A 22,885-nucleotide genomic window follows, 5' to 3' on the forward strand; every position below is an offset into this window, starting at 1 on the left:
AGTTTGTCGAGATCCACGTTGCCGCCGGTCAAAATGATTCCCACGCGCTTTCCAGCGAACAACGGCTTTTGTTTCAGAACCGCGGCTAACGCCACGGCGCTGGAAGGCTCCGCTACGACTTTCACATGCTTCCAAATCAGCTTCATCGCATCGACGATTTCGAGCTCCGAAACGGTGACGAAGTCGAAGACATGGTTTTTCACGAAGTGCCACGTCAAATCCTTGAGTGGCACTTTGAGACCGTCGGCAATCGTGTTTGGCGCGTCGTCGGCAATGATGAATCCGGCCTTGAAGCTCCTATAGGCATCGTCGGCTTGCTCGGGTTCAGCGGCGTAGACGCGGACGTTTGGCGCGAGGTTCGAGAGGGTCAGGCAGGTGCCGGAAATCATGCCGCCGCCTCCGATCGGAGCGACTACAGCGTCGATGCCATCAACCTGCTCGATCAATTCCCTGGAGCATGTAGCCTGCCCGGCAATCACTCGGAGATCGCTATAGGGATGCACGAACTCGGCTCCCGACTGGGCCACAACCTCTGCAAAGACGGTCTCGCGAGAGCTTGTTGAGGGTTCGCACTCGACAACCTTTCCACCAAACGAGCGGACAGCATCCTTCTTTGCCTGTGGTGCCGTCCTGGGCATCACCACCGTACAGGGAATGCCCCTTCGACTGGCGGCATACGCCAGGCAAGTGCCATGGTTCCCGGACGAATGGGTTGCGACACCGCTTTTTGTTCGCGCTTCAGTGAGACCAAACACCGCGTTTGCCGCGCCTCTGGCTTTGAACGCTCCGGCCTTCTGGAGGTTCTCGCATTTGAAGAACAGCTCAGCGCCGGAGAGCAGATCCAGGGAAGCTGATGTGAGAACTGGTGTCCGCAGAATATGGGGCTTGATACGCTCGTGAGCCTCGAGCACATCTGACATGGTGGGAACCATCATTTTGAGCAAACTCCAAAGACTGTCGGTATTCCAAACGTCGGAGCTACCGCGTCACTGCAGCCCGGGGGAAACGCTCGGCCACCTTGGCCAGGCAGAGGTGAGCAAGCGCCCCGCTGCGATGCCGACCGGCCACTTGTCAACCTTTCTCAGGAATGAAAGAAACGGTTCTATCTGTCAAGCTACTTTCCTAAAAAGAAATATTACGAGACAGTTTTAAAGCCTTGCGTATCTAATAGGAAAATCTCTTGACTACCAGGCAGATTTACCCCCCAACATAGAGTTCTCCCAGGCTATCCGGTTTTTGCGACATGCCAAGGCTCTCGCCGGTTGCTCGCAGTCCTGGAGCAGCCAATCTTTTGAAAACAGAGAGCGATCTGAATGGATACGCAGTTGACCAAGCAACCAACTCGCCAACCACTGACCCGAGGCGATCGGCTGTGGGCAAGTCTTATGGACATGGCCGCTATTGGCGCGATTGCTGGGGGCGGCAGTTGCAGGCTGTCGTTGACCAACGAGGACAAGCTGGCGCGCGATCTTTTCGCAAATTGGGCACGAGAGGCCGGGTGCGGGGTTCACGTTGATCGCTACGGCAATATGTTCGGTATCCGACCAGGACGGCTGAGCAATGCGCCCATAGTCCTTGTCGGCAGCCATTTGGATACGCAACCGCACGGTGGCCGGTTTGATGGCGTGCTGGGGGTACTTGCTGGGTTGGAGGTGATCCGGGCTCTCAATGACGCCGGCATCGAAACGGACCACCCGATAGCCGTTGTCAATTGGACGAATGAAGAGGGCGTGCGTTTCAAGCCCGGTCTGACGGGCTCAAAGGGATTTGTAGGCGACCTTGACGCTGCTTCTCTTCAAGGAACGGAAGGTGCCGACTATTTCGCCGAGCTGGAAAGAATCGGTTACGCTGGCGACCCCAATCTGAGACTGAATGTGCTGTGCTACTACGAGCTGCACATTGAGCAGGGTCCGTCGCTCGAACAGGAGCGCGCTCGGGTAGGCGTGGTAGCCGGTGTACAGGGAGTACGATGGTTCGAAATTGACATAGCTGGAAAGGACGCACACGCAGGCACGACGCCGATAGTCGCGAGAAGCGATAGTTTCATGGCAGCCTCAGCGCTTGCCATCGCGCTAAGGCAAAGCGCCATCTCCCTGAGCCCGGACTTACGGTTTACAATAGGCCGCGTAGAGGTCAGCCCCAATTCCACAAACACGGTACCGGGTCGGACTCGTCTCTTCATCGATTTGCGTCACACGGACCCGGCCATCATGGACGCATTCAAGCAAACGATGGCGCACGTGATCGAGCGCGTATCCGCTCAAGAGCACGTTCAAGCGAGTGTCAGCCAATTGATGGACGTTGCGCCTGTGCGATTTGACACCGAGATGCAGGCAAGGCTGGCCGCGTGCGCCCATGCTCTAGAGGTCTTGGCGCCAACACTGGAAAGCGGTGCCATGCACGATGCCAGCAGCCTTGCATCAGTCGTTCCCACAGCGATGCTGTTTGTTCAATCCCGCGACGGGATAAGTCACAATCCGCGAGAATGGTCGGAGCCAGGTCATGTGGCCACTGCTTGCGAAATCCTAGCCCAAGCGGTTCTGTCGCATGCTATTGGCTCGATGCCGGAGCATACATGATGGAGAAACGGAGTGGGTCGCAAAGCTGATATGGCAGAGCCCTTGAGGATCGGAGCCAAGCTCAAGCACACACGCTTGATGCTTGGCATGAGCCTTGCGGAGGTCGGGAAGCAAACCGAACTCACGGAGGGATACATATCAAAGCTTGAGAACAATCGGGCGCAAGCTTCCATGTCTGCCCTACATCGCGTTGCGGCCGCGCTCGGTATGAACATGAGCGAGCTCTTTGCGACTGATGACGACGCCACCGGTCCGGTGTCGATTGTGCGCAAGGATAGTCGACCCAAACTTGTCACGGGTCATCTGCGCGCCGGGAATCAAGTGACGTTGGAGAAGTTGGTACCCGGAAGCAGCGGGCAACTGCTGCAGATCAACATCCATGTTATCGCCCCTGGTGGCGGCAGCCTGGAACCCATTAGTCATGACGGCCAGGAGTTCGGCTTCGTCCTTACCGGCTCGATAGAACTCATCGTGGACCAACATGTCGTCGAAGTTTCCGAGGGAGATAGCTTCTACTTCGATTCCTATCTTCCCCATGGCTACCGAAATGTTGGCCAAACCGAAGCACGAGTTCTATGGGTTAACACCCCGCCAACGTTCTGATACGCGGCGGGCCTGTGCCTTGGCCGGTTGTTTCCTCGAGCCGCCCGTGTTCCTTTGGACCTACTCTCTACGCACGCACCACAGGAGAGAGGGCAATAGCGGCCCTCTTGAAACGGTCCCTCAGGCCGACGACTGATAGGCGCGCTGCAAAATAGCTGCTCTGCTCCCAAATTGCGGAGGCTGACAGCTCTCCGGCCTTCCTATCGCGCTCAAAGCGCTTCTTTGCCTCCTCAGAGGCCGGCATGTAGAGAGAGACGGCCGTGCCTTCGGGGTCGCGGAACTGAAAAGTCGCATTGCCCCAAGGCATCACCTTCAGTTCGTGCACAAGCGGCACTTTATCCCTCAGACGCTCGTAATCGGCATCTATGTCTTCGACTTGAAACTCGATAAAGGCGGTGCGGGTTGCCCCTGCTTCAGCCCTACCTTCTTGCCAAAGCGCGACGGTTTCGATGCTGCCGATGGCCGGCGTGGCAGTCGGCGTGACAATTTCGGCGAAGACCGGGGCGAGCCATTCGGCCTGCAATCCCGTCACCATCTCGTAAAACGAAACCATCGCCTTTATGTCTGCTGCGATCAGACGAGTGGACGCGAACCTCATGATATTCTCCAGAATGCATTGCGATGACGGATGGACACGAGCTTCCCTAGTCACGAATATTTCGATACGCTACGGTATCGTATCTATCCATATGAGTTTGCTGACAAGAAGACAAATTCCATGACCGATACAATCATTCCTGCTGCGGCCAAGATAGTCGACCATAGGGTTCAGCGCTCGCGAGAGACGGTGCTTGCCGCGACGGGGGCGCTCTTGTTTGAACGGGGATATTCAGGGGCAAGCGTCGATGAAATTTCGCGCCGTTCCGGGGTCGCCAAAACGACGATCTATCGGCATTGGTCAACCCGAACGGACCTTCTGCGCGATGCGTGTTCGACCATCGGCACGCTTCTGAAGGAGCCGGACACGGGAAGTCTTGAATCCGATTTGATCACCCTGATGGCAGAGCTTGGAGAGGTCCTGACCTCGGCAAGGTGGTCCGCGGTACTGCCGTCAATCATTGACGCAGCCGAGCGGGACCCCGACATCGCCGATATGTACAGCAAGCTGCAGCAAGGTTATTCCGCTCCCTTGGCGACGGTGCTCCATCGAGCGGTGAAGACCGGAGAACTTAGCGAGCAGACCGATGTGGCGATGTTGATCGCGGCACTCACCGGTCCGTTTTTTTACCGCCGCTGGTTTTCGCGCGAACCTCTGACAGAGGCCTTTGCGAAGCAGATCATTCAGCAGGTTATGAGATAGGTAGCCTTCAATCCCTTCGCACATGCAAGGGCTCGCTCAGGAAGCGCCACCCGGACTTTTGGAGGATCGCTCGAGTGCGTTCTGTCGTTTGCTATTTCGCGGCTCTCTTGCCTTCGGAAAGCGCCTGAAGGGCCACAGTTGCGGTGATAACCATTCCCAGGATGATCTGCTGGATGTATCCATCGATGCGCACGAGATTCATGCCGTTTGAAAGGACTGTAATTACCAACGCACCAAAGATCGGCGAAGCCACATTTCCTTTTCCACCGCGAAGGGAAGCGCCTCCCATCACGGCAGCAGCAATACTCTCAAGCATCAGATTGCCGCCGAGATTTGGCTCACCAGACCCTGTGCGCGCCGTAAGCAGCAATGCACCCAAGGCAACGATGCCAGAGCACAATACATAAGCCAGCAAGGTGTATTTCTTCATTGGAAGGCCGGCGATAACGGCCGCACGTGGGTTACTGCCGATCAAAAAGAGCGCCCTGCCCAGCCTTAGCCTGGTTAGCACCAGATGAGACACCGCGAGCAGCACGATACATGCGGCGACAGGCGCCGGAATGCCCAAAACCGATGCTTTGTAGAAGACATCGTTGAGTATGTTTGGCACATTGAAAATCTGAAATCCGCCCGAGATCGTGGTCGCGAAACCCATGCATATGTTGAGCGTGGCGAGGGTTACGATGAACGGATTCAATTGCCACGCGGCGACCACGAAGCCGTTTATAGTTCCGACCAGCAGCCCAATCGCAATTCCTGCCGCAATGCCCGCGCTGAGCGCCACAAGGTCAGAACCGGTCGCGGCCGCGACCCACACCATGACCATGCTGGCTCCCACACTGATCAATGACACGGTAGTGCCAAGTGATAGGTCAAATCCACGCACGATGACCACGAACGTTTGCGCGAGCGCAAACACAGTGAGATAGCTGGATTGTATCGCCAGGTTCGACACGTTGCCCCATGTAAACACATTGGGTTGGAGCACCCCGAAGAACAAAAACAGGGCAACGATCAAGGCCGGTTGGAACAGATTGGGGAGCAAGCCTGCGATCGAAAACCGGGCATTGCCCTTTACCATGCTGACATCAGCCATGTTCGACCCCTCGGCGGCTGCGCCTGTCTGTGAGAATTGCTATCAAGAGGAGAACTCCGAAAACAATCGTCTGCAACTTGCTGTCAATCTTCAGCAGGTTCATTCCATTCGCAACGACTGTCAGGAGAAGGCTGCTGAGGGCAATCATTTCAGCTCGGCCGATCCCGCCCCTAAGTGAAACACCTGCGAGAACCGCAGCCCCAATGCTCTGCAGCATGAATTCCGAACCAAGGTTGGCTTGTCCTGATCCTATCCGTGCTGTGATCACAATTCCTGCAAGCCCGCTCAGCAGCGAACAACAGGTGTACGCTCCGATGGTAAGTGCCTTCACCGATATTCCGGACGATCTCGCCGCGGGGCCGTGCCCGCCTATGGCATAGAGATGGCGGCCGACATTGAAGTGTCGCTGCGCCAACGCGATCAAGAGTATCAAGGCGAGTGCCAGGTAAGTCGGATACGAAAAGCCAAACCACGACCCTCGACCAAAACCCTTGGTGAAGGCATCTGGCATTCCGTAAATCGGGATGCCAGATGTGACATAGAAGGCAATCCCCCCCGCAACAGACAATGTCCCTAGCGTGATCATGAAGGCGCTCGCCTTGGTGTAAGCCACGAGGATCCCGTTGATGGCGCCTATCGCCGCCGAGAGCCCAAGACCTGCGAGGCAGGCAAGGGTTATTACAGCTGCCCCTTGGCCGGGCAAAAGCGTGTCAAGACGGCTCATAACAATCGAGGTCGTGACGCTGCTCAGGGCGACTATGACACCGACGGACAGGTCGATCCCGCCCAGGATCATGACCAGCATCTGACCCGCGCTGATAAGTGCTAGATAACTGGTGTTGCGCAGAACATTTGAGAGATTTGCATCAGAAAAGAAGCGCGGCTCGACCACCGAAAGCATGACGACAAGAGAAAGGAGAAAAATGGGTAGCAAGCCGCCGGCGGTGACGAAGGTCGGTAACCGTAGCGAAGCAGCCTTAGGCGAAAGTGCTGTCATAAACGGCCTCTTCTTTGTCAAAGGATCGCGAAACCGGGAGCTCTTCCGAGAAGAAATGCTTGAGCGCGTTGTCCTCGGTGATGTCAGGACCGGTCAAATCTGCCGCAATTTGTCCCTTGTTGAAAATAACCAACCGATGCGAGAGATGCAGCAATTCCTGCAGATCGGAAGAGACCATTACGATGGCGCTTCCAGACTTCACCAGATCGCGCATCAACTCATAAATCTCGAATTTCGCATTCACGTCGATACCAACTGTCGGCTCGTCGAACAAAAAGATGTCGGTGTCGCGCATTAGGCCGCGGGCAAGCAGCACTTTCTGACGATTGCCCCCGGATAGGTTTTCGACATAGTTTTCGACATTTGGCGGCCGCAGTTTCAGCCTCGATGTGACGGCCTTTGCCGCCGTTCGCTCTTCTCCAAGTCGCAGCAGCCCGCGACGCGAAAACCGGTTCAGCCACAGCGACGATATCGATGCATTTTCACGCACGCAACGGGTCAGCGCCAATCCTTCAGCGACGCGATCGGCGGGAAAATAGGTGATCTTCTTGTCAAGCATCGCGCCGGGGGTAGGTCGGCTTTTGTTATCACCATCCACGAAAATCGTGCCGGCGGTAATGTCCTCCAACCCAAAAATAGCGCGTACGAAATCGGATTGACCACTTCCCAACAGGCCACCCAGCCCGACAATCTCGCCGGCTCGCACATCCAGGCTGGCCCCCCGTACAAGACCTTTGGCCAAAGAGAGCCCCCTCACTGACAGCCTGACCGCGCCAGGGTTAGAAGGGATTTCTGGAAAAAGACGATCGAGCGGGCGACCCGTCATCAGCGACACAAGCGCTTCGTCTGAAGTGGTTGACGCGGGAACGGTAGCGATGAGTTTGCCGTCTCTCAGTATTGTCACCCTATCGGCCAGGGTTCTAATCTCTTTCATCCGGTGCGATACATAGATTATGCCGACACCTTTCGCCTTGAGCTCTCCGATCAGCCGAAAGAGATTAGAGGCTTCGGCCTCTGTTAGTGAAGCTGTAGGCTCGTCGAGGATGAGGATTTTTGGCTCGAAAAGCAGCGCCTTGGTGATTTCTATCATCTGCTGCTCGGCCCGCGAGAGGTCTCCAACGCGCCTGTCGATTTTGACGTTGAAACCAAAATCCTCCAACGCTCGCTGGCCTTCCTCGCGCATTCTCTTGTGGTCGAGCCGGCCCCACGCCGATTTGTGTTCTCGGCCAAGGAATAGATTTTCCACAACCTTCATCTGTGGCACGAGGCTGAATTCCTGGAAGACCACGCCAATACCGGCGTCTCGCGATTGTGCAGGCGAAAGGCGCCCGAGTTCCAGTTCCTTCAAGAAACAACGGCCTTCATCCAGCGCAAATGTGCCGGCTATCAGATTGATCAGTGTGGATTTTCCAGCACCGTTCTCTCCGAAGAGCACGTGAACTTCGCCTTCGTTCAGGTCGAAGTTCACGTGACTGAGTGCGGTAACGCCTCTGAAGCGCTTGGTGACATCCTGAAGCTTCAGCAACTGCATTGCAAAGTTATCCCGTCCTGCCCCAAACGCATGTTCAGACTGAAGCTGCTTTCACAGCCACGCCTGTCAATCGACGGAATAGACCGGCTGCCAATCTCTCGGGGCAAAAACGTTGTCGAGATTGGTCTTGTCCACGTTGTCCTTAGAAAGCATCTCCGGAACGATCATCACCGCCTTGTGGAATTCCTTTCCTTCGAGCGCACGCACGGCCGTATCGATGGCGATACGCGCTTCGAGAACAGGGGCCAACGTTGGGAATGCCTTCACGTCCCCCTTTTGGAGCAGATCCAACATCGCCTGGTTTTCGTATGATGAAACCAGATCCACCTTTCCGCTCAGTCCAGCATTGTCGACCGCACCGACGGCAGCCTCCACAGCTGGCGGCGCGCCCCACAGGACGGACACATCCGGATAGGTCTCGAGCGAATCTTCGACCAGCTTTAACTGCACCGCAACACCCGTATCGCCCCATTTGGTGTCGACGATCTTGGCGCTGCTTCCTGTGAGAGTCTCCTCAAAGCCTTTGTAGAAACCTTCAGCCCAACCAGAGCCCTGGGGGCCTGGGAACGCCGAAACCGAGATTTCCTTTCCGGTGTAATTCTTGAGGATATAGTTCGCCGCGAGGCTCCCCAGAACCGGGTAGTCGACCGATACCTTTGCAGTGACTGGAGCGTCCGCAACAGGATTGATCAGCATGATCTGCGGGATGTTCTTCGCCAGCCCTTCCTCAAATTTCTTCGCCATACCGGCCTCGGAAATCGCGCCGGTGATGATCGCGTCGGACTTCGCGGCGACGCAGTCATCGAACTGCGAAATCTGCTTGGGCAGGTTTTCATATCCCCCCGCCTGCAGGAGGGTGAGCTTCACGCCAAGGCGCTTTGCTTCGCCCACTGCGCCGTAAGCCGCGGCAACCCACATGCTGTCCTTCACATGGGGAAAGAGCACGCAGATGTTCCATTTCTTCTCGGCCTTATCGAGTGGAACATAATCAAACGAAGCTTGGGCACCGTCGCCCTGGTTGTAGACCTTTGCCGGCCACCAGTCGGCGGCTGACGAAACATTGCAGCTCAGGCACAGCAAAGCACCGGCGATAATTCCTGCCTTCACGTAAACCTCCTTTTTGATTATGGATGCTTCCACCGATGCATCCAATGATTGGATACAGTCCAGCACGCAATGAGTCAATCCTGATAGGAAATGCCGGTTCGGACGTCCTTCGCAGACCTGACAGGATTGAACGACCACAGTCTCTGCAGGGCAGGGTCGAACAGTGGTCGTTGAAGCTGCGCAGCAGCGTCGCACACCCGCCTGGCTCTGGACATGCGCGCCAACCAACGCAAGGTCGGTCAAAATTCAGTGGCCTCGCGCCGACCGCGAACTGTCTACCGTGACGCGCTGGATCGGCTGGTCCACGGGAAGTGCGTGCACAGCAATGCCACCGCGGCGGCCGCGCGAGCCTCGGCGTTCCGGTTGCCTTCGGCGCCGTACTCTCGCAGGCCGTTCACGACATCAACAATCAAATTGCCCACGATCTGAAACTGCTCAACCCCAAAACCCCGTGTTGTAGCCGCCGGCGTGCCTAGCCTGATGCCGGACGTAATGGCCGGGCTTTGCGGATCGAAGGGGATACCGTTTTTGTTGCAGGTCATGCCCGCGCGCTCTAGGGATTGTTCTGCTTCGCGGCCTGTGACGCCCTTTGGTCTCAGATCCACCAGCACCAGATGCGTGTCGGTACCTCCGGAAACGATCTCGAGTCCCCCCGCTTCGAGCACTGCAGAAAGCGCTTTGGCATTGGCGACGACTTTCTTGGCGTAGGAAGAAAAATCCCCGTGCAAGGCCTCGCCCAAGGCGACAGCTTTCGCTGCTATGACATGCATCAACGGGCCGCCCTGCAAGCCCGGAAAGACTGCCGAGTTTAGTTTTTTTGCCAAGCTGGGGTCGTCAGTGAGGATCATTCCGCCCCTGGGTCCACGCAACGTCTTGTGGGTGGTTGTTGTGACGATGTGGGCGTGAGGAAACGGAGAGGGATGAACCCCGCCAGCCACCAAGCCCGCGATATGCGCCATGTCCACCATCAGCAACGAGCCCGATTCATCGGCGATGGAGCGAAAGGCTGCAAAATCGATCACTCGTGGATAGGCCGAACCGCCGGCGATGATAATTCTTGGTCGGTGTTCCAGGGCGAGCGTGCGAACTTCGTCCATGTCGATGCGATGATCGTCTTGACGAACGCCATACTGAAACGGCTTGAACCATTTGCCTGACAATGTGACGGGGGCGCCATGAGTTAGATGGCCGCCATGCGCCAGCGACAGGCCGAGAAATGAGTCGCCGGGGTTCATCAGCGCGAAGAATACGGCGGCATTCGCCTGCGCACCTGAATGTGGCTGCACGTTCGCGAATTTGCATCCGAACAGACGACAGGCACGCGAAATGGCTTCCGCCTCAACTTCGTCCACATGCTGGCAACCGCCATAGTAGCGTCGCCCGGGAAAGCCCTCGGCATATTTGTTGGTCAGCACGGAGCCCTGCGCAACCAATACTGCTTCGGAAACGATATTCTCAGAGGCTATAAGATCAATCTGATTTGCCTGCCGGTGTTCTTCCCGGCGAATTGCAGAAAATATCTTTTGGTCCGATTGGAGCACATAGCTCATGAGCGCGTTGTCCCTGTCGAGTCATGCGACGTAGGTGGCCGGTCCGCGACTAGCCCAGGATGCCCAAGCGGCGGCATGTTCGCATCGGCGTCTGGAAATAGACGCCGGGAGTGGGAGGCCCCCCGGCGTCGTGCTTGGCCTATTCCTGTTAGAAGTCGCACCAAGCGTTGGCTGTAGGCGATTGAAAGAGAAGTCTACGATTGTATGACTAATTGTACACAATAATAGGATGCTATGGCGTTGACTATGTTGTCAAGAGCCTCTCTAGCAAGTTTTCTTTCCGCCAAATTGGGCAGCCTCTTGCGGGGCGCTATATCCCATGGATCGAATAGTCCTTTATTGATAAAGGACGACGGGCGGCCTATCGGTCGCCCCTGCCCTATTTCAAAGAGGCAGGCTGCCCAAAAGGAGAAGGACCTTGGAGCCAAGCCTGCCACGCTTCCAGAAGGCGCACGGAAAATCTGAGGCAGAGATTCGCCGGCGTATTCTGCAGGCGATTTTCGAGATGAGGCTCCCACCTGGCGAGCGATTGACCGAGGAGCAACTTGCCGAGACCTTCGACGTCAGCCGGACCGTTGTCCGACAGGCGATAGCGAGACTCTCTCAGGATGGCATACTTGTCAAAATACCGAACATTGGCACGACGGTCGCCGCTCCGACGCGCAAGGAAACGCGCGATATCCTCGCCGTTCGCAAGATGGTTGAGCCGGCTATAGTACGAATATTGTCAGCCGCGCCGGTTGGTGGGGGACTGGAGCGGATTCACGCTCATCTCGCAAGGGAAACAACGGCCAGGGCCAAGGGCGACCGGGGCACTTTGGTCCGGTTGACTGGCGAGTTTCATCTCCTTCTCGCCGAAGTTGCAGCCAACGATGTTCTGACGCGTTTGATGACCAGTCTTCAAACGCTGACATGTCTGGCAATCCTTCTTTATGCCGAGCAAAACGAGGCCTGCCCTCCCGATGAGCATAGCCGGATTGTGGAGGCGATCGCAGGGGGGGATGGAGAACGAGCTGCGACTGAAATGCTTCAGCATCTCCAGCATGTCGAATTCGATCTTCATCTTGACCGTGCCGAACCGGGTTCCCCGTTAAGCGATACGATCGCCTGGTTGCGCGGAAACGCGGTGGGGTGAAGAAACCAGACGATTTTGGAGAGTGACCAACCGCGCTGACGCAACCTTACCAGTTGACCGCTGCGAAGCCTTCTGCGGACAGCGATGCGGAACCAGTCGAGTCGAGGTCGGCTCGCACTATCTCGGCGAGGATGGATATCGCGATATCATGAGCGCTTTTGACGCCTGAAAATATGCCGGCAGGACCACGTATGCGTGAAATCTGGGCTGGCTGGATACCGAGTTCCGTCAAGCGCGACACCCGCAAAGCGTGAGTCTTGTTACTACCCATCGCCCCTACATAAAAAGCATTGGTCTCCAATGCCGCTGGGATCAGCTTTGCGTCCCAATCGTGGTCGTGGAACATGAAAACAATCGCTGTCCTCTTGTCGGCCTGATATTTTGGCGCGCGATCTCTATCGATTGGCATTGCCACGATGGCCTCCAGCTCAGGCGCCTCGCGGGTCGAACTGTCGGGAGAATAGAGTACTGTGTCAAAGTCGGCCTGTGGCCCCAGAAGGGCAAGCTGGACCGCCGAGGGACCAACTCCGGCGACAATCAATCTGCGCCGCGGTTCATAGCGCCGCACAAGCGGACCGGAAGGGAGATCGTCTCCCCGTATGGTCAAGGACGAGACCTTGCGAGAGTTCAGGTCCTGAACGACGAGAGCGAGCTTGTTCCTATCGATCTGAACGTCGAAGAAAAGTTCGATTGCGCTGCCACAAGGCAGCTGGATGTCCAGGTATTTTGACCCTCGGCCATAGCGCACTTGCCTATTTTTGCCGTCTTCGATCGCAGCGATCGCCTCCGCAACCACAGCGCGTTCGATGCAACCGCCAGACAAATAGCCGACCCACTCGCCAGTCTCGGACACTGCCATCTGAGCACCGAGCGGCCGGGGAGACGACCCTTCGATCTTGATGAGGGTTATGAGTGCAACACGCTTGCCCGCCAACAGTCGATCATGTGCGAACTCAACAACGTAGTCGTCGAACCTGCGCCACGATCGGGTCGATTTGTACATAGTCCTACGGACTCTCTAGATGCCCCTGTCAGCACACTCCAGCCGGCCACTTTTGGCCGGCTGGAGATCGGTCTGTAGTCTTGGGAGATTGGCTTAGCCACGCTTCCCCGCACGGTCGGGAGAAACGTACGCGAAAGGAGCAGGGCTTACGCCGAAAGAACTTTCGCCGCTTCCAGAACCGACTTCACCATCTTCGGGTATGATCCGCAGCGGCATAGATTTCCAGAGAATCCTTCGCGGACCTCCTGGTCCGTCGGGTTGGGATTCTTGTCCAGCAATCCCTTTGCAGCGATGATTGCTCCAGGAGTGCAATATCCGCACTGCATGCCATGGTACTTCATGAATGCCTCTTGCAGCGGGTGAAGCTCGCCACCTTTTGCAAGACCTTCAATCGTGATGATTTCCTTGCCCTCGGCCGCGCCCGCGAGCATCATGCAGGACGTGACCGGTTCACCGTCGAGCAGGATCGCGCATGCCCCACACTCGCCCTCCTCGCAACCGGATTTCACTCCCTTCAAGCCGATGTGCTCTCTGAGCACGCCAAGAAGCTTCTCGTGCGGTTCTGCTAGCACTTCGTAGGCGAGGCCATTGACCCGCAATGACACGACGAGTTTATTCGATTTTTTCATTTATGCCTCCTCTACTGCCCGATCCAGGGCCAAGCGCAGTCCTCGCTGAACATATACGCCGATGATGTGCCTCTTGTAGTCGATTGATCCGCGGAAGTAGTCGACCGGATTTGCCATTCTCTTGCATATCTCGGCCGCCGTATCGATGAGTGCATCATCGATCTTCTTGCCGACAAGAAACTGCTCCGCTTCTTCCACACGAAACGGAACGGGCCCAGCCGTCCCCAACGCGATGCGCACCTTTTGGCAGGTCCCGTCCGCAGCCAAATCGACGACCGCTGCCAGGTTGATGACAGCCATGTCAACCCGCGACCAGGCAAGCTTCATGAAAGCCCCGCCGGAACGCCGTGAGAAGTCACCGAGTTCAAACTGGGTGATCAACTCATTCTTGCGCAAAGCTGTCTTCTTGAAGCCGACGAAGAATTCGCTCAAGGGGACGCGCCGTTCGCCTTGGCTGCTCCTTAGGACTGCGACGGCGTCCAATGCCAATAGGCAGGGCGGAAAGTCCAGCACCGGGTGGCCATTGGCTACATTTCCGCCGATGGTCGCCAAACGCATAATCAAGTTGTGTCCGTGAAGGTCGGCGGCCTCCTTCAGGATGTGATACGCGTTTTGCAGTGCAGATGCCTGGCGAATGTCGGCTACGGAGGCCAACGCTCCGATATGGATCCGATCGCCGGCGGTGATCCCAGCCAGCGCAATGTCCTTGACGTCAATTGCTACACTCGCGCCGCCAGCTCCCTCCAAAAAGAGATTGGTGCCGCCGGCAAGTATGACACCTGAAGTGCCATATCGATCGAGCGCGGCAAGCGCTTCGTCGACTGTTGTCGGCCTGACGTATTCCGATATCTCGAATGCCTTGTTCATACTAAACCTTCTGAACCTCTTTCTGCTTGCGAGCGCCCTCAAGACGGGTTGGTCGCAACTGAATCGTTATCTTGCATCCCGGCTGCCACTCCCAGGAATTCATCCTCAGAGTGGCCGCCAGATCCGCGCCAAAAAAACAGCGGCAGCTCTTAGATCTTGCCAAGAGCCTTGAGCACCCGCTCGGGCGTGAACGGGGTTTCGGTCATCCAGACGCCAGTGGCATTGTAGATTGCCAATGCGATGGCTCCTGGCGGGGCGCAAATCGGCGCCTCACCCAACCCCTTGGCGCCGAAGGGACCAACCGGATCGTCTTGCTCAACAAAGTGGATTTTGGGGTCGGGCAGATCGCCACAGCGGAAGATTTTGTAGTGGGCGAAATTCGGATTTAAGATACGGCCGGAGGCATCGTGGACCAGTTCCTCAATCAGTGTAAAACCAACGCCCTGATAATACCCGCCATTCAATTGGTTTTCGCAAACCTCCGGGTTGATCAAACGACCGCTATCTTGAACCTGCAGGTAGTCAAGAAGCTTGATTTCGCCAGTGTCCGTATCGACTTCCAGTTCGACAAAGTGAGCAGCGACATGCTTCGGGATCTGATCGTCCGGCGCATTGGTCACCACGCTTCCGATGATGCAGGGCTGCTTTGACAACTCCCAGAAGCCGGGGAGCTTGTTTTCGGTGATGTCGGTGATCGGTATGCGTTTGTTGTGCTGCGTCTTGCTGTAGATGATACCGTCCTTGATATCGAGGTTTTCCCAAGACTCCTCGAACGTCGCCGCCGCCAGCTTCAGAATCTGGTGCTTGGCACTGCGCGCGGCAGCCCGCGTCGCGGTCCCGGAAAGGAATGTCGAAGTGCTTGCGGTCGATCCCTGGCCCCACGGCGTGACATTGGTATCGTTGCAATCGATCGTCACCATGTCATAGGGAATGCCGAGTTCTTCGGCAGCGATCTGACATTGGGTGGAGTCATTGCCGTTGCCCTGACGCCCCAGGCTGACCATAAGGTTAGCCGATCCGTCGGCGTTGACCTTGACGATGGCCCCACAATCACCCGTGTAGCGAATTCCGCAGACATGCATGGCGGTAGCCATTCCGACGCCTCGCTTGACGGGACCGCTGCTGGTGTTGGTGGAACTCCAGCCCTTCCATCGGGTATTCCAGTCAAACTCGAGCACCCCTTTTGTGAGGCACTCATCCATCGCGCAGCTCGAGATCACGACCTTGTCCGGATAGGGCTGGTCGGCCGCGAAAAGTTCGTGGTGGATATCCTGGCCCCGGCAAGGATCGCCAGCCTTTGCGGCATTGATCCGGCGGATCTCGACCGGATCCATATCTATCTTCTCGGCAGCCTTGTGGATCAGGAGTTCCAATGCGAAGTTCATCGTCAGATCGCCCACGCCGCGCATGCATCCCGCAGTGACGAGGTTGGTCGAAACCCCGTACATTTCGAAATGCCCATGCTCAACGCGCGGCCACAGTTCCGACAGACTTTGGAAGATGTCGTTTTTGTCTCCGTATGCGCCATTGTCGAAAATGTCGTTCACTTCCATCGAAACCATCGTGCCGTCTGACTTCACGCCAAGGCGACCTTGCGTGGATTCAATGTGGCGACGCTTGATGCCTGCAAACACCTCATCCTGGCGCAGGACGACCTTCACGGGTCGATGCGCTTTCTTCGCCAGGAAGACGGTAATCATCTCGAGATTGTTGAACCACCATTTGCCTAGCGACGGGCCGGTCGGAAGGGCGACGATGCGCACGCTGCTCTTGGGGAGATTGACCAGGTTGGCAACAGCATCCTTCAGTTCGCTGGGAGCCGTACAGCCAGACCAGAGCGTCAGCGTGTCCTGCGACCAGCTTGCGATCGGTGAGTTGCGACTGAACGTTGCCTGATCCTGCGCGTTGTTGAAAGTCGTTCCCTCAACGACCACGTCGGCATCCTGAAAACCCTGCTCGACGTCGCCCCAGTTGATGAGAACGACATCCTTGGAGTTCTTTCCGGTCTTCTTGATTTGCGGAGCGTCAGGCTTCATCGCGTCCAAGGCGTTCAGGACATGAGGAAGAATTTCGTACTCGACCTCGATCAGTTCGAGTGCCCTGTCTGCGGTGCGCAGATCAATCGCTGCCACCGCGGCGACTTCGTCGCCAACGAAACGGACCTTGTCGTCCATCACGCATCCGCGGTAATTTGTCCATAACCCGATCCACTCTTCGACGGGAACATCCCTGTGGGTGATGACCGCAATCACCCCCGGCAACGCCTCGGCCTTCGAGGTGTCTATCTTTACGATCCTGGCGTGTGCGTAGGGGCTTCTCAGAATCCGGCCGTAGACCATCCCAGGCACGGTGAAATCGTATGGGAATTCATGTGTCCCCGTAACCTTTTCGTGGGCATCCTTGAGCGGAAGCCTCTTGTTGACCGTCTGGAGATCATGAACTCCCATCGCGTCTTCCTCCGTTGAAAGCGATCCGTGCGATCGCGGTAGGCCATCGTCCCCGAACGGGACTGGCCCATAGCCTCATCGAATTTGTTGAATGGCCTACTGACCACCAATTGCTGGCCCATCCGCCCGGGCTCGTTTTCGGCGATTTTCAGCCTTCAAAAATGTCCCTTGATTGCATGTTACGTTGTGTACAATGAAGTTTGATATGGTTTGACCGAAACGTCAATGGGTGGCATGTTAGATTTGTATCGCGGCGACGGATTCGTCGGTTCGCGCGTCATGCTCAGCCTGATTGCCGATCAGAGAAATGGTTACCGATACATCGGGCCACCGTCCGGACTCGGACCTGGTATATGCAAAATGGTCCTAATCGAACTGGAAACTAGGAGTTGAAATCGTGGGGCTTATCCTTCCACGCTTCGAAAAAGCACACGGCAAGACAGAAGCAGAGATATGCAGGCGGATCATTCACGCGATTTTTGAGCAACGACTCCCCCCGGGAGAACGGCTCACTGAAGAGTTGCTGGCAGAGACATTCGATGTAAGCCGCACAATTGTGCGGCAGGCAATGGCCCGGCTTTCACAAGACGGCATCCTTGTGAAAATGCCGAATGTTGGATCGACTGTCGCCTCCCCTAGCAGGAAGGAGACAAGGGATATTTTGACCGTTAGAAGAATGGTTGAACCAGAGATCGTCAGAACACTGGCGGCATCCATAACTGCGTCTGGTTTGGCTCAGCTTCATGAGCATCTGGAAGCGGAAGCGGAAGCCCGCAAGAATGATGCCCGAGGAACACTGGTCAGATTGGTCGGCGAGTTTCATTTGAGACTTGCAGAACTCACCGGAAACCATGTGCTCGTTCAATTGATCACGCGGTTACAAACCTTGACATGCCTGGCAATACTGCTTCACGCTCAGGAGTATGAAGCCTGCCCACCTGGCGAACATATTCGAATTACTGATGCCATCGCTCGAAGGGATGGCGAGACCGCTGCCCATGAAATGGTCCGCCATCTAAATCATGTAGAGATGGACCTGAAGCTCGACGGTGAGGACAAGGCATCGAATTTCTCTGAGACGATGGCCTGGCTTCGAGGGGCATGAGGACCGCTAGACCACAATTGAACGATTTGCTTTTCACCCGCCTCTTGTGAGGGCGGCGGGTCTATTGCCGTCAAAGGTGGGAGTTGGTTTTTCTGCCTGATAGACCTTCCTGCGCCCGATTTGACATAGAACGGGGCGCAGCAAGCGATTTGGCCTCTATGTCGTCGCGAATCCGCAGGGCCAATGCGCCGTAAGGAGGAGCGCACAATAAATATCCGACATAGCTATTCAGCCATGCGGAAAGTAGATTTTTTACTCCAGATCCCAAAAACAATTCGAACCTCATATATTTCTAGATATTTTCTCCGCTATGCACGAAACCACTTTCGATTGTTCTCCGATGTCTTCAATATAACGACTGCAGAACCCAGACTTAAGCTTCCTTGAGCTGCGCTCGATGATTTGGAGAATTCTGCTGGAAGTGACGGGAGACAAGGCCTCGGACTTCCTGCCAGAGTTCACGCGAGGAGGGTTCGATCTCAGACCCATAGCGTTCGACAACCTGATCCTCGGTGACATCATTTTCTAGCCAGGTTCCACCGCCATTCTGGAGGTTGAGGATCAATGGCTGCAACCTGTCCAACGCCCGGGCAAACCGCGCATTCTCGGTCTCGCCAGCCTCGAACTCGTTCCACAAACACAAAAGCTGCCCAGCCTCAGCCGGCGGCAACAAACCGAAGATCCGTTGGCTCGCCGCGGCTTCCCGCTCCTGCTTGGCGGCAAGGTTCACATTCCTCGAGTGTAGCGGCAGATCGCCAGCGTCGATCTCCACTATGTCATGGATGAGCAACATCGCTATAACTCTGGACGGGTCGACGCGTGCGAACCGGGTTCCAAGAACGAGTGCGAACATCGCAAGATGCCATGAATGCTCCGCCGCATTTTCGCGGCGCCGCTCACCAACGATCTTGGTTTGACGATCGACTTGTTTCAGACGATCGATCTCAACCAGAAATGCGATGGTCTCGCTCAACATCGCGTCACCACATGACGTCTCCGCCATTGGGCGAAAGGCTCTGGCCAATGAAGAATGCCGCAGCGTCCGAGGCCAGGAAGACATAAGTCGCCGCGATCTCCGCCACCGTACCCGGGCGCCCTATTGGGAGGGCTTTGAGCTTCTCCTCGACGAATGCCGCGCCGCCTTTGTACAGCATCGCTGTATCCGTCATCCCGGGACAAACGCAGTTCACGGTGATACCGCGACGCGCTACCTCCTGAGCGACACTAGCGGTGAGTGCGGTAACCGCTGCCTTCGAAGCACAATAGGCACCGTGGTTAGGCACCGGCTTGTGGGCCAGCTGTGACGATGTGTTGATGATACGACCGAACCCTCGCTCAAGCATGTGAGGCAACACATGCTTCATGCCAAAAGCGATGCCGTTGACATTGGTGGCGAATATCTCCGACCAGAGAGCAGAATCCTGCTCATGCATGGGAGCGCCAGCGCTTGTCATACCGGCGTTGTTGACCAGAATATCAAGTTGGCCGAAGCGGCTTATGGCATGCTGGATGACCTTGGAGACCGATCCTTCATCCCTGACGTCGACTTCGTCGCAATAGGCGTCGACACCCGATGCCTTCAACTCGGCTACGATTGAAGATTTTTCTTCTGACCAGCCTCGATCGGCGACGCCGACACAAGCGCCTGCCGCGGCAAAAGCCTGGCAGACAGCACGACCGATCCCGACTGCGCCGCCAATAACGAGCGCCTTCTTTCCATGCAAAGTCATATGCTCATCAACCCGCCTGACGCAGCGGACGCTCCTTGACGCCCGCACCATAAAGATTGAGCACGCTTTCGAGACTTGGTTTCTCCTGGAGCGGCTTGTCCTGGAGAAGATCGCGCTGGATGTCGTCCAGATGACGCTCCATCTGCTCCATAGCCGCACTTGCATTGCGCTCGCGAAGCAGTTCCACCAAACGCCGATGGTCATGCGCTTTGCAACACGCTGTGACATCGCTGTAAGTCGCAATCACCAAGGCTGACCTGCAAACGAGATTGAGCAGGGTTGCCTCTATGACCTTGTTGTCGGCGATGTTGCTCAGGACCAGGTGAAACTGGCCGGACAAACGCAGCGCTTCTCGGTGGTCGTTGCGATGATAAGCATCGTCTTCCTTGTCAACATGGCCTTGTAGCGCCAACAGGTCGGCATCTGAAGCAGAAGCGACCAGCCGGCGAACGACGTAAGGCTCGATGGCCTTGCGCGCTTCGAGGATGTCCATGGCTTCCTTACGGTCAGGAACAATTACGTAACAGCCCTTGTTCCTTTGCAGCTCAACCAGTCTGTCCTGTTGCAACCGGTGGATGGCGACCCGCACTATTGTGCGGCTCACACCATAGTGATTGCAGAAGACGTCTTCGGGGAGTTTTGTCCCGGGATCCAGTGCCCTGTCGAGAATTGCCCGGACGACAGTGTCGTAGATTTCATCGGGAACGTTCTCAAGCGCGGCTGGCTCTGCTCGCAATTGATTTCGAGCGACTTCCAAGGCGTCTTTCATTCTTTCCGCATCCTCCAGCTGCTGAATCAGTACCGAATATCCCGAATGGGCGCAACAAAATTGCTAATGGTATCCGATCACATCTCCGATACGATTCTAGAACATTTCGTATTGACTGCGGGGGCTGCCCGGTGGCAATTATTGCGAAACCGCGAGATCGCGTAACAGCACAACCTTCTGGAGGATCCCTCATGGTTCAAAAACTTATTCTCGACGTCGACACCGGCACCGACGACGCCGTCGCAATCATGTTGGCGGCGCTTCACCCCGCGCTCGATCTCGTGGCTGTCACCACGGTCAACGGAAATATCGAAGTCGAGAAATGCACCGACAACACCTTGCGGACTCTGGAATGGATCGGTCGAAGTGACATTCCCGTCTTCGAAGGACTGGCAGCCCCCATCGTTCGTCCAGACTTTCCGACGCCAAGGGCGACGAAACGGGATCCGAAAGTGCATATGGCTGCACTGCCCATGCCCGCCCCCAAGGGCAGGAAGCAGGACAAGCCCGCCTCGGTCTTTCTGTCTGAAATATTTAAGGCTCATCCCGGTCAGATCACGCTGGTTGCCGTCGGCCCTCTGTCCAATCTTGCAGCAACTCTCGCAATAGACCCGGCCTTTGCGTCGAATGTAGCCGAGCTGATCATTATGGGCGGAGCGATCAATAAATCGAACATCACGCCATCTGCCGAGTTTAATATTTGGGCTGATCCGGAAGCGGCTGCCCAGGTATTCCGTGCGGGCTTCAAGAAGATTACGCTGGTCCCGCTTGACGCTACGCACGAGGCGCTGGTTTCGCGTGACCAGTGCGATCATCTGCGAAGCCTCGACACCGCGGCCGGTGTGGCTGCCGCCGACATCATCATGCATCGTATCAGTGGTTACGAAGCGAACCAGCCAACAGGAACCCCGCTTACTGCGCCCGTTCACGATGCCGTTTGCGTGGCTGCGCTTGTCGCCGAGAGCATCATCGAGACGAAATTCGTCAATGTGGTCATCGAAACCGTTGGCGAATACACGATAGGCAGGACTGTCGTTGATCACGAGAAGCGAACGACAAGGCCGGCGAACTGCCACGTTGCATTTCACGCCAACCGCCCGGCTTTCATAAATATGCTTACCGAGATTTTTGCTCGCGGACCCAAGCCAGGCCCCCGGTGAGGACTAAGGGCAAAGCGTGATGTCGGCCGGCGATTCGTTGCCGGCCGATCTTTTTGATCAACCATCTATCAATGTTGTATTGACAGCTTCATACAATTTTTTTTAGGATTGTATCGCCCGCGTGGAGGGCGCATGAATAAAATTCAAGTCGGCGTTCCTCCGACATGAGCGGGCATCAGGAAGCAAACAGCTCCAGGGGAGTGAACATGAAATTTTTCCAGCAAGTGGCGCTCTGCGCCAGTCTTTCTCTGATCGCCATGACGTCGATGGCCCAAGCCGGAATCAAGGTCGCGTTTGTGACCGCAGAAGGTGGCCTTGGAGACCACTCATTCAATGACATGATTGCCGAAGGCCTCAAAAAGGCAAAGGCGGATCTCGGCATCGAGTACGAAGTCATTCAGCCGCGCGCAGTATCCGACTTCAAATCATCGCTGGTACGGGCCGCGGCTGCGAAGAACTTCGATCTGGTGCTTGGCGCCAGCTTCGACATGATACAGCCTATGAAGGAAGCGGCTGCAGCCTTTCCCGATCAGAAATTTGGCATCGTGGATGTCGGCTCCGACTCGATTGCTCCCAATGTGGTGGGCGCTGTCGCAAAGGACTGGGAAGGGTCGTTCATTGTGGGTGTCGCAGCCGCAATGACCTCGAAAACTGGCACGATCGGATTCGTCGGTGGCAAGGACATCCCGGTCATCCACCGCTTCTTCAACGGATATTATTACGGCGCAAAGAGTGTGAAGCCCGATGTGAAGGTTCTCGAACGGTATTCGGGCTCCTTCACCGACCCGGCTGCAGGAAAGGAATACACTCTTGCCCTGGTAAGCGCGGGTTCGGACATCAACTTCGCCGTCGCCAATCTGACCGGCGCAGGCGTAATCGATGCTGCCAAGCAGACGCACACCTTTGCGATCGGCGTCGACTCGAACCAGAATTACATGGCGCCCGGCACGGTCCTTACCTCCATGATGAAGCGTGTCGATGTCCTGGGATACGACATCGTCAAGTCGGTCGTTGACGGCACATTCAAAGGCGGCGTCAACAAGCAATACGGTCTCAAGGAGGGGGGCGTCCAGGCTGCTATGGATCAGTACAACAAGGGCCTGATCTCCGATGCGACCCTCGCCAAAATGGATGAATTGAAGGCGAAAGTCATTTCCGGCGAGATCGTCGTCCCGAACTATATCGAACTGGATCCCGCCGCAAAGCAGATGGGTACACCGCCGATCGATCGTCCTTCGGCGAATTGAGAGTTTTTCCTCCCGAGGAACCCGGGCACC

20 protein-coding genes and 1 pseudogene are annotated in these 22,885 nt (G+C 56.3%); 7 read left to right on the forward strand and 14 right to left on the reverse strand.

What is annotated here, in order from left to right; translation table 11 throughout:
- A partial coding sequence (bhcB, locus tag EN943_RS12480; protein WP_127412857.1) for a beta-hydroxyaspartate dehydratase BhcB occupies positions 1–935 on the reverse strand: 935 nt, incomplete at its 3' end.
- Between the two features lie 378 nt (positions 936–1,313).
- On the opposite strand from bhcB, the gene EN943_RS12485 reads away from it, so the two are divergent.
- Together EN943_RS12485 and EN943_RS12490 are read left to right on the forward strand one after the other, a co-directional pair.
- Positions 1,314–2,579 carry a M20 family metallo-hydrolase gene (locus EN943_RS12485; protein ID WP_127412858.1) on the forward strand — a complete coding sequence of 422 codons (1,266 nt, stop codon included), beginning with the start codon at positions 1,314–1,316 and terminating at the stop codon, positions 2,577–2,579.
- A 12-nt stretch (positions 2,580–2,591) separates the two neighbouring features.
- Positions 2,592–3,182, forward strand: a complete 591-nt coding sequence (locus EN943_RS12490; RefSeq protein ID WP_245475825.1) for a cupin domain-containing protein — start codon at positions 2,592–2,594, stop codon at positions 3,180–3,182.
- A 211-nt stretch (positions 3,183–3,393) separates the two neighbouring features.
- Here the strand turns inward: EN943_RS12490 and EN943_RS12495 are convergent.
- Positions 3,394–3,780: pseudogene (locus EN943_RS12495) on the reverse strand (VOC family protein); the annotation flags it as partial.
- A gap of 120 nt (positions 3,781–3,900) precedes the next feature.
- On the opposite strand from EN943_RS12495, the gene EN943_RS12500 reads away from it, so the two are divergent.
- Positions 3,901–4,482, forward strand: coding sequence for a TetR/AcrR family transcriptional regulator (locus EN943_RS12500; protein ID WP_127412860.1), 582 nt, complete (start codon positions 3,901–3,903; stop codon positions 4,480–4,482).
- A 91-nt stretch (positions 4,483–4,573) separates the two neighbouring features.
- On the opposite strand, the gene EN943_RS12505 is transcribed toward EN943_RS12500, so the two are convergent.
- The 5 genes from EN943_RS12505 to glyA form a co-directional block, all read right to left on the reverse strand.
- On the reverse strand, positions 4,574–5,578 hold the full coding sequence (locus tag EN943_RS12505; protein ID WP_206522752.1) for an ABC transporter permease: 1,005 nt from the start codon (positions 5,576–5,578) through the stop codon (positions 4,574–4,576).
- The gene (locus EN943_RS12510; protein ID WP_127412861.1) at positions 5,571–6,575 is read right to left on the reverse strand and encodes an ABC transporter permease; all 1,005 of its coding nucleotides are present in this window, start codon (positions 6,573–6,575) and stop codon (positions 5,571–5,573) included. Before EN943_RS12510 ends, EN943_RS12505 begins: the two co-directional genes overlap by 8 nt.
- Positions 6,556–8,106 (reverse strand): sugar ABC transporter ATP-binding protein, encoded by a 1,551-nt coding sequence (locus tag EN943_RS12515; RefSeq protein ID WP_127412862.1) that lies wholly within the window; start codon positions 8,104–8,106, stop codon positions 6,556–6,558. The genes EN943_RS12510 and EN943_RS12515 overlap by 20 nt, the downstream gene beginning before the upstream one ends.
- 66 nt (positions 8,107–8,172) lie before the next feature.
- Entirely contained in the window at positions 8,173–9,279 is a 1,107-nt protein-coding gene (gene torT / locus EN943_RS12520) for a TMAO reductase system periplasmic protein TorT (RefSeq protein WP_164778176.1), read from the reverse strand.
- A gap of 209 nt (positions 9,280–9,488) precedes the next feature.
- Positions 9,489–10,763: a serine hydroxymethyltransferase gene (gene glyA / locus EN943_RS12525; protein WP_127412864.1), complete on the reverse strand. Its 1,275-nt coding sequence runs from the start codon at positions 10,761–10,763 to the stop codon at positions 9,489–9,491.
- A gap of 418 nt (positions 10,764–11,181) precedes the next feature.
- Here glyA and EN943_RS12530 point away from each other — a divergent pair, with 418 nt between their 5' ends.
- Positions 11,182–11,898 (forward strand): GntR family transcriptional regulator, encoded by a 717-nt coding sequence (locus tag EN943_RS12530; protein WP_127412865.1) that lies wholly within the window; start codon positions 11,182–11,184, stop codon positions 11,896–11,898.
- Positions 11,899–11,944: 46 nt separating this feature from the next.
- Here the strand turns inward: EN943_RS12530 and EN943_RS12535 are convergent, their stop codons facing one another.
- From EN943_RS12535 to EN943_RS12550, 4 genes are all read right to left on the reverse strand, one after another.
- The gene (locus EN943_RS12535) at positions 11,945–12,901 is read right to left on the reverse strand and encodes an XdhC family protein (RefSeq protein WP_127412866.1); all 957 of its coding nucleotides are present in this window, start codon (positions 12,899–12,901) and stop codon (positions 11,945–11,947) included.
- A gap of 146 nt (positions 12,902–13,047) precedes the next feature.
- Complete coding sequence (locus EN943_RS12540; protein ID WP_127412867.1) at positions 13,048–13,530, reverse strand: (2Fe-2S)-binding protein; 483 nt, start codon at positions 13,528–13,530, stop codon at positions 13,048–13,050.
- Entirely contained in the window at positions 13,531–14,397 is an 867-nt protein-coding gene (locus tag EN943_RS12545; protein WP_127412868.1) for an FAD binding domain-containing protein, read from the reverse strand.
- A gap of 149 nt (positions 14,398–14,546) precedes the next feature.
- Complete coding sequence (locus EN943_RS12550; protein ID WP_127412869.1) at positions 14,547–16,844, reverse strand: xanthine dehydrogenase family protein molybdopterin-binding subunit; 2,298 nt, start codon at positions 16,842–16,844, stop codon at positions 14,547–14,549.
- A gap of 397 nt (positions 16,845–17,241) precedes the next feature.
- On the opposite strand from EN943_RS12550, the gene EN943_RS12555 reads away from it, so the two are divergent.
- Positions 17,242–17,949, forward strand: coding sequence for a GntR family transcriptional regulator (locus EN943_RS12555; protein ID WP_127412870.1), 708 nt, complete (start codon positions 17,242–17,244; stop codon positions 17,947–17,949).
- Between the two features lie 373 nt (positions 17,950–18,322).
- Here the strand turns inward: EN943_RS12555 and EN943_RS12560 are convergent, their stop codons facing one another.
- From EN943_RS12560 to EN943_RS12570, 3 genes are read right to left on the reverse strand one after another with little or no spacing between them, the layout of a single operon-like run.
- Positions 18,323–18,925, reverse strand: a complete 603-nt coding sequence (locus EN943_RS12560) for an HD domain-containing protein (protein ID WP_245475827.1) — start codon at positions 18,923–18,925, stop codon at positions 18,323–18,325.
- A 4-nt stretch (positions 18,926–18,929) separates the two neighbouring features.
- Positions 18,930–19,679 (reverse strand): SDR family NAD(P)-dependent oxidoreductase, encoded by a 750-nt coding sequence (locus EN943_RS12565; RefSeq protein WP_164778177.1) that lies wholly within the window; start codon positions 19,677–19,679, stop codon positions 18,930–18,932.
- 7 nt (positions 19,680–19,686) lie between these two features.
- The gene (locus EN943_RS12570) at positions 19,687–20,448 is read right to left on the reverse strand and encodes a GntR family transcriptional regulator (RefSeq protein ID WP_127412873.1); all 762 of its coding nucleotides are present in this window, start codon (positions 20,446–20,448) and stop codon (positions 19,687–19,689) included.
- Positions 20,449–20,639: 191 nt separating this feature from the next.
- On the opposite strand from EN943_RS12570, the gene EN943_RS12575 reads away from it, so the two are divergent.
- Together EN943_RS12575 and EN943_RS12580 are read left to right on the forward strand one after the other, a co-directional pair.
- The gene (locus EN943_RS12575; protein ID WP_127412874.1) at positions 20,640–21,608 is read left to right on the forward strand and encodes a nucleoside hydrolase; all 969 of its coding nucleotides are present in this window, start codon (positions 20,640–20,642) and stop codon (positions 21,606–21,608) included.
- Between the two features lie 206 nt (positions 21,609–21,814).
- Entirely contained in the window at positions 21,815–22,855 is a 1,041-nt protein-coding gene (locus tag EN943_RS12580) for a BMP family ABC transporter substrate-binding protein (protein ID WP_164778178.1), read from the forward strand.
- Positions 22,856–22,885 lie beyond the last annotated feature (30 nt).

Source organism: Mesorhizobium sp. M7A.F.Ca.US.006.01.1.1, assembly GCF_003997935.1.
In the GTDB taxonomy this organism is placed as follows: domain Bacteria; phylum Pseudomonadota; class Alphaproteobacteria; order Rhizobiales; family Rhizobiaceae; genus Mesorhizobium.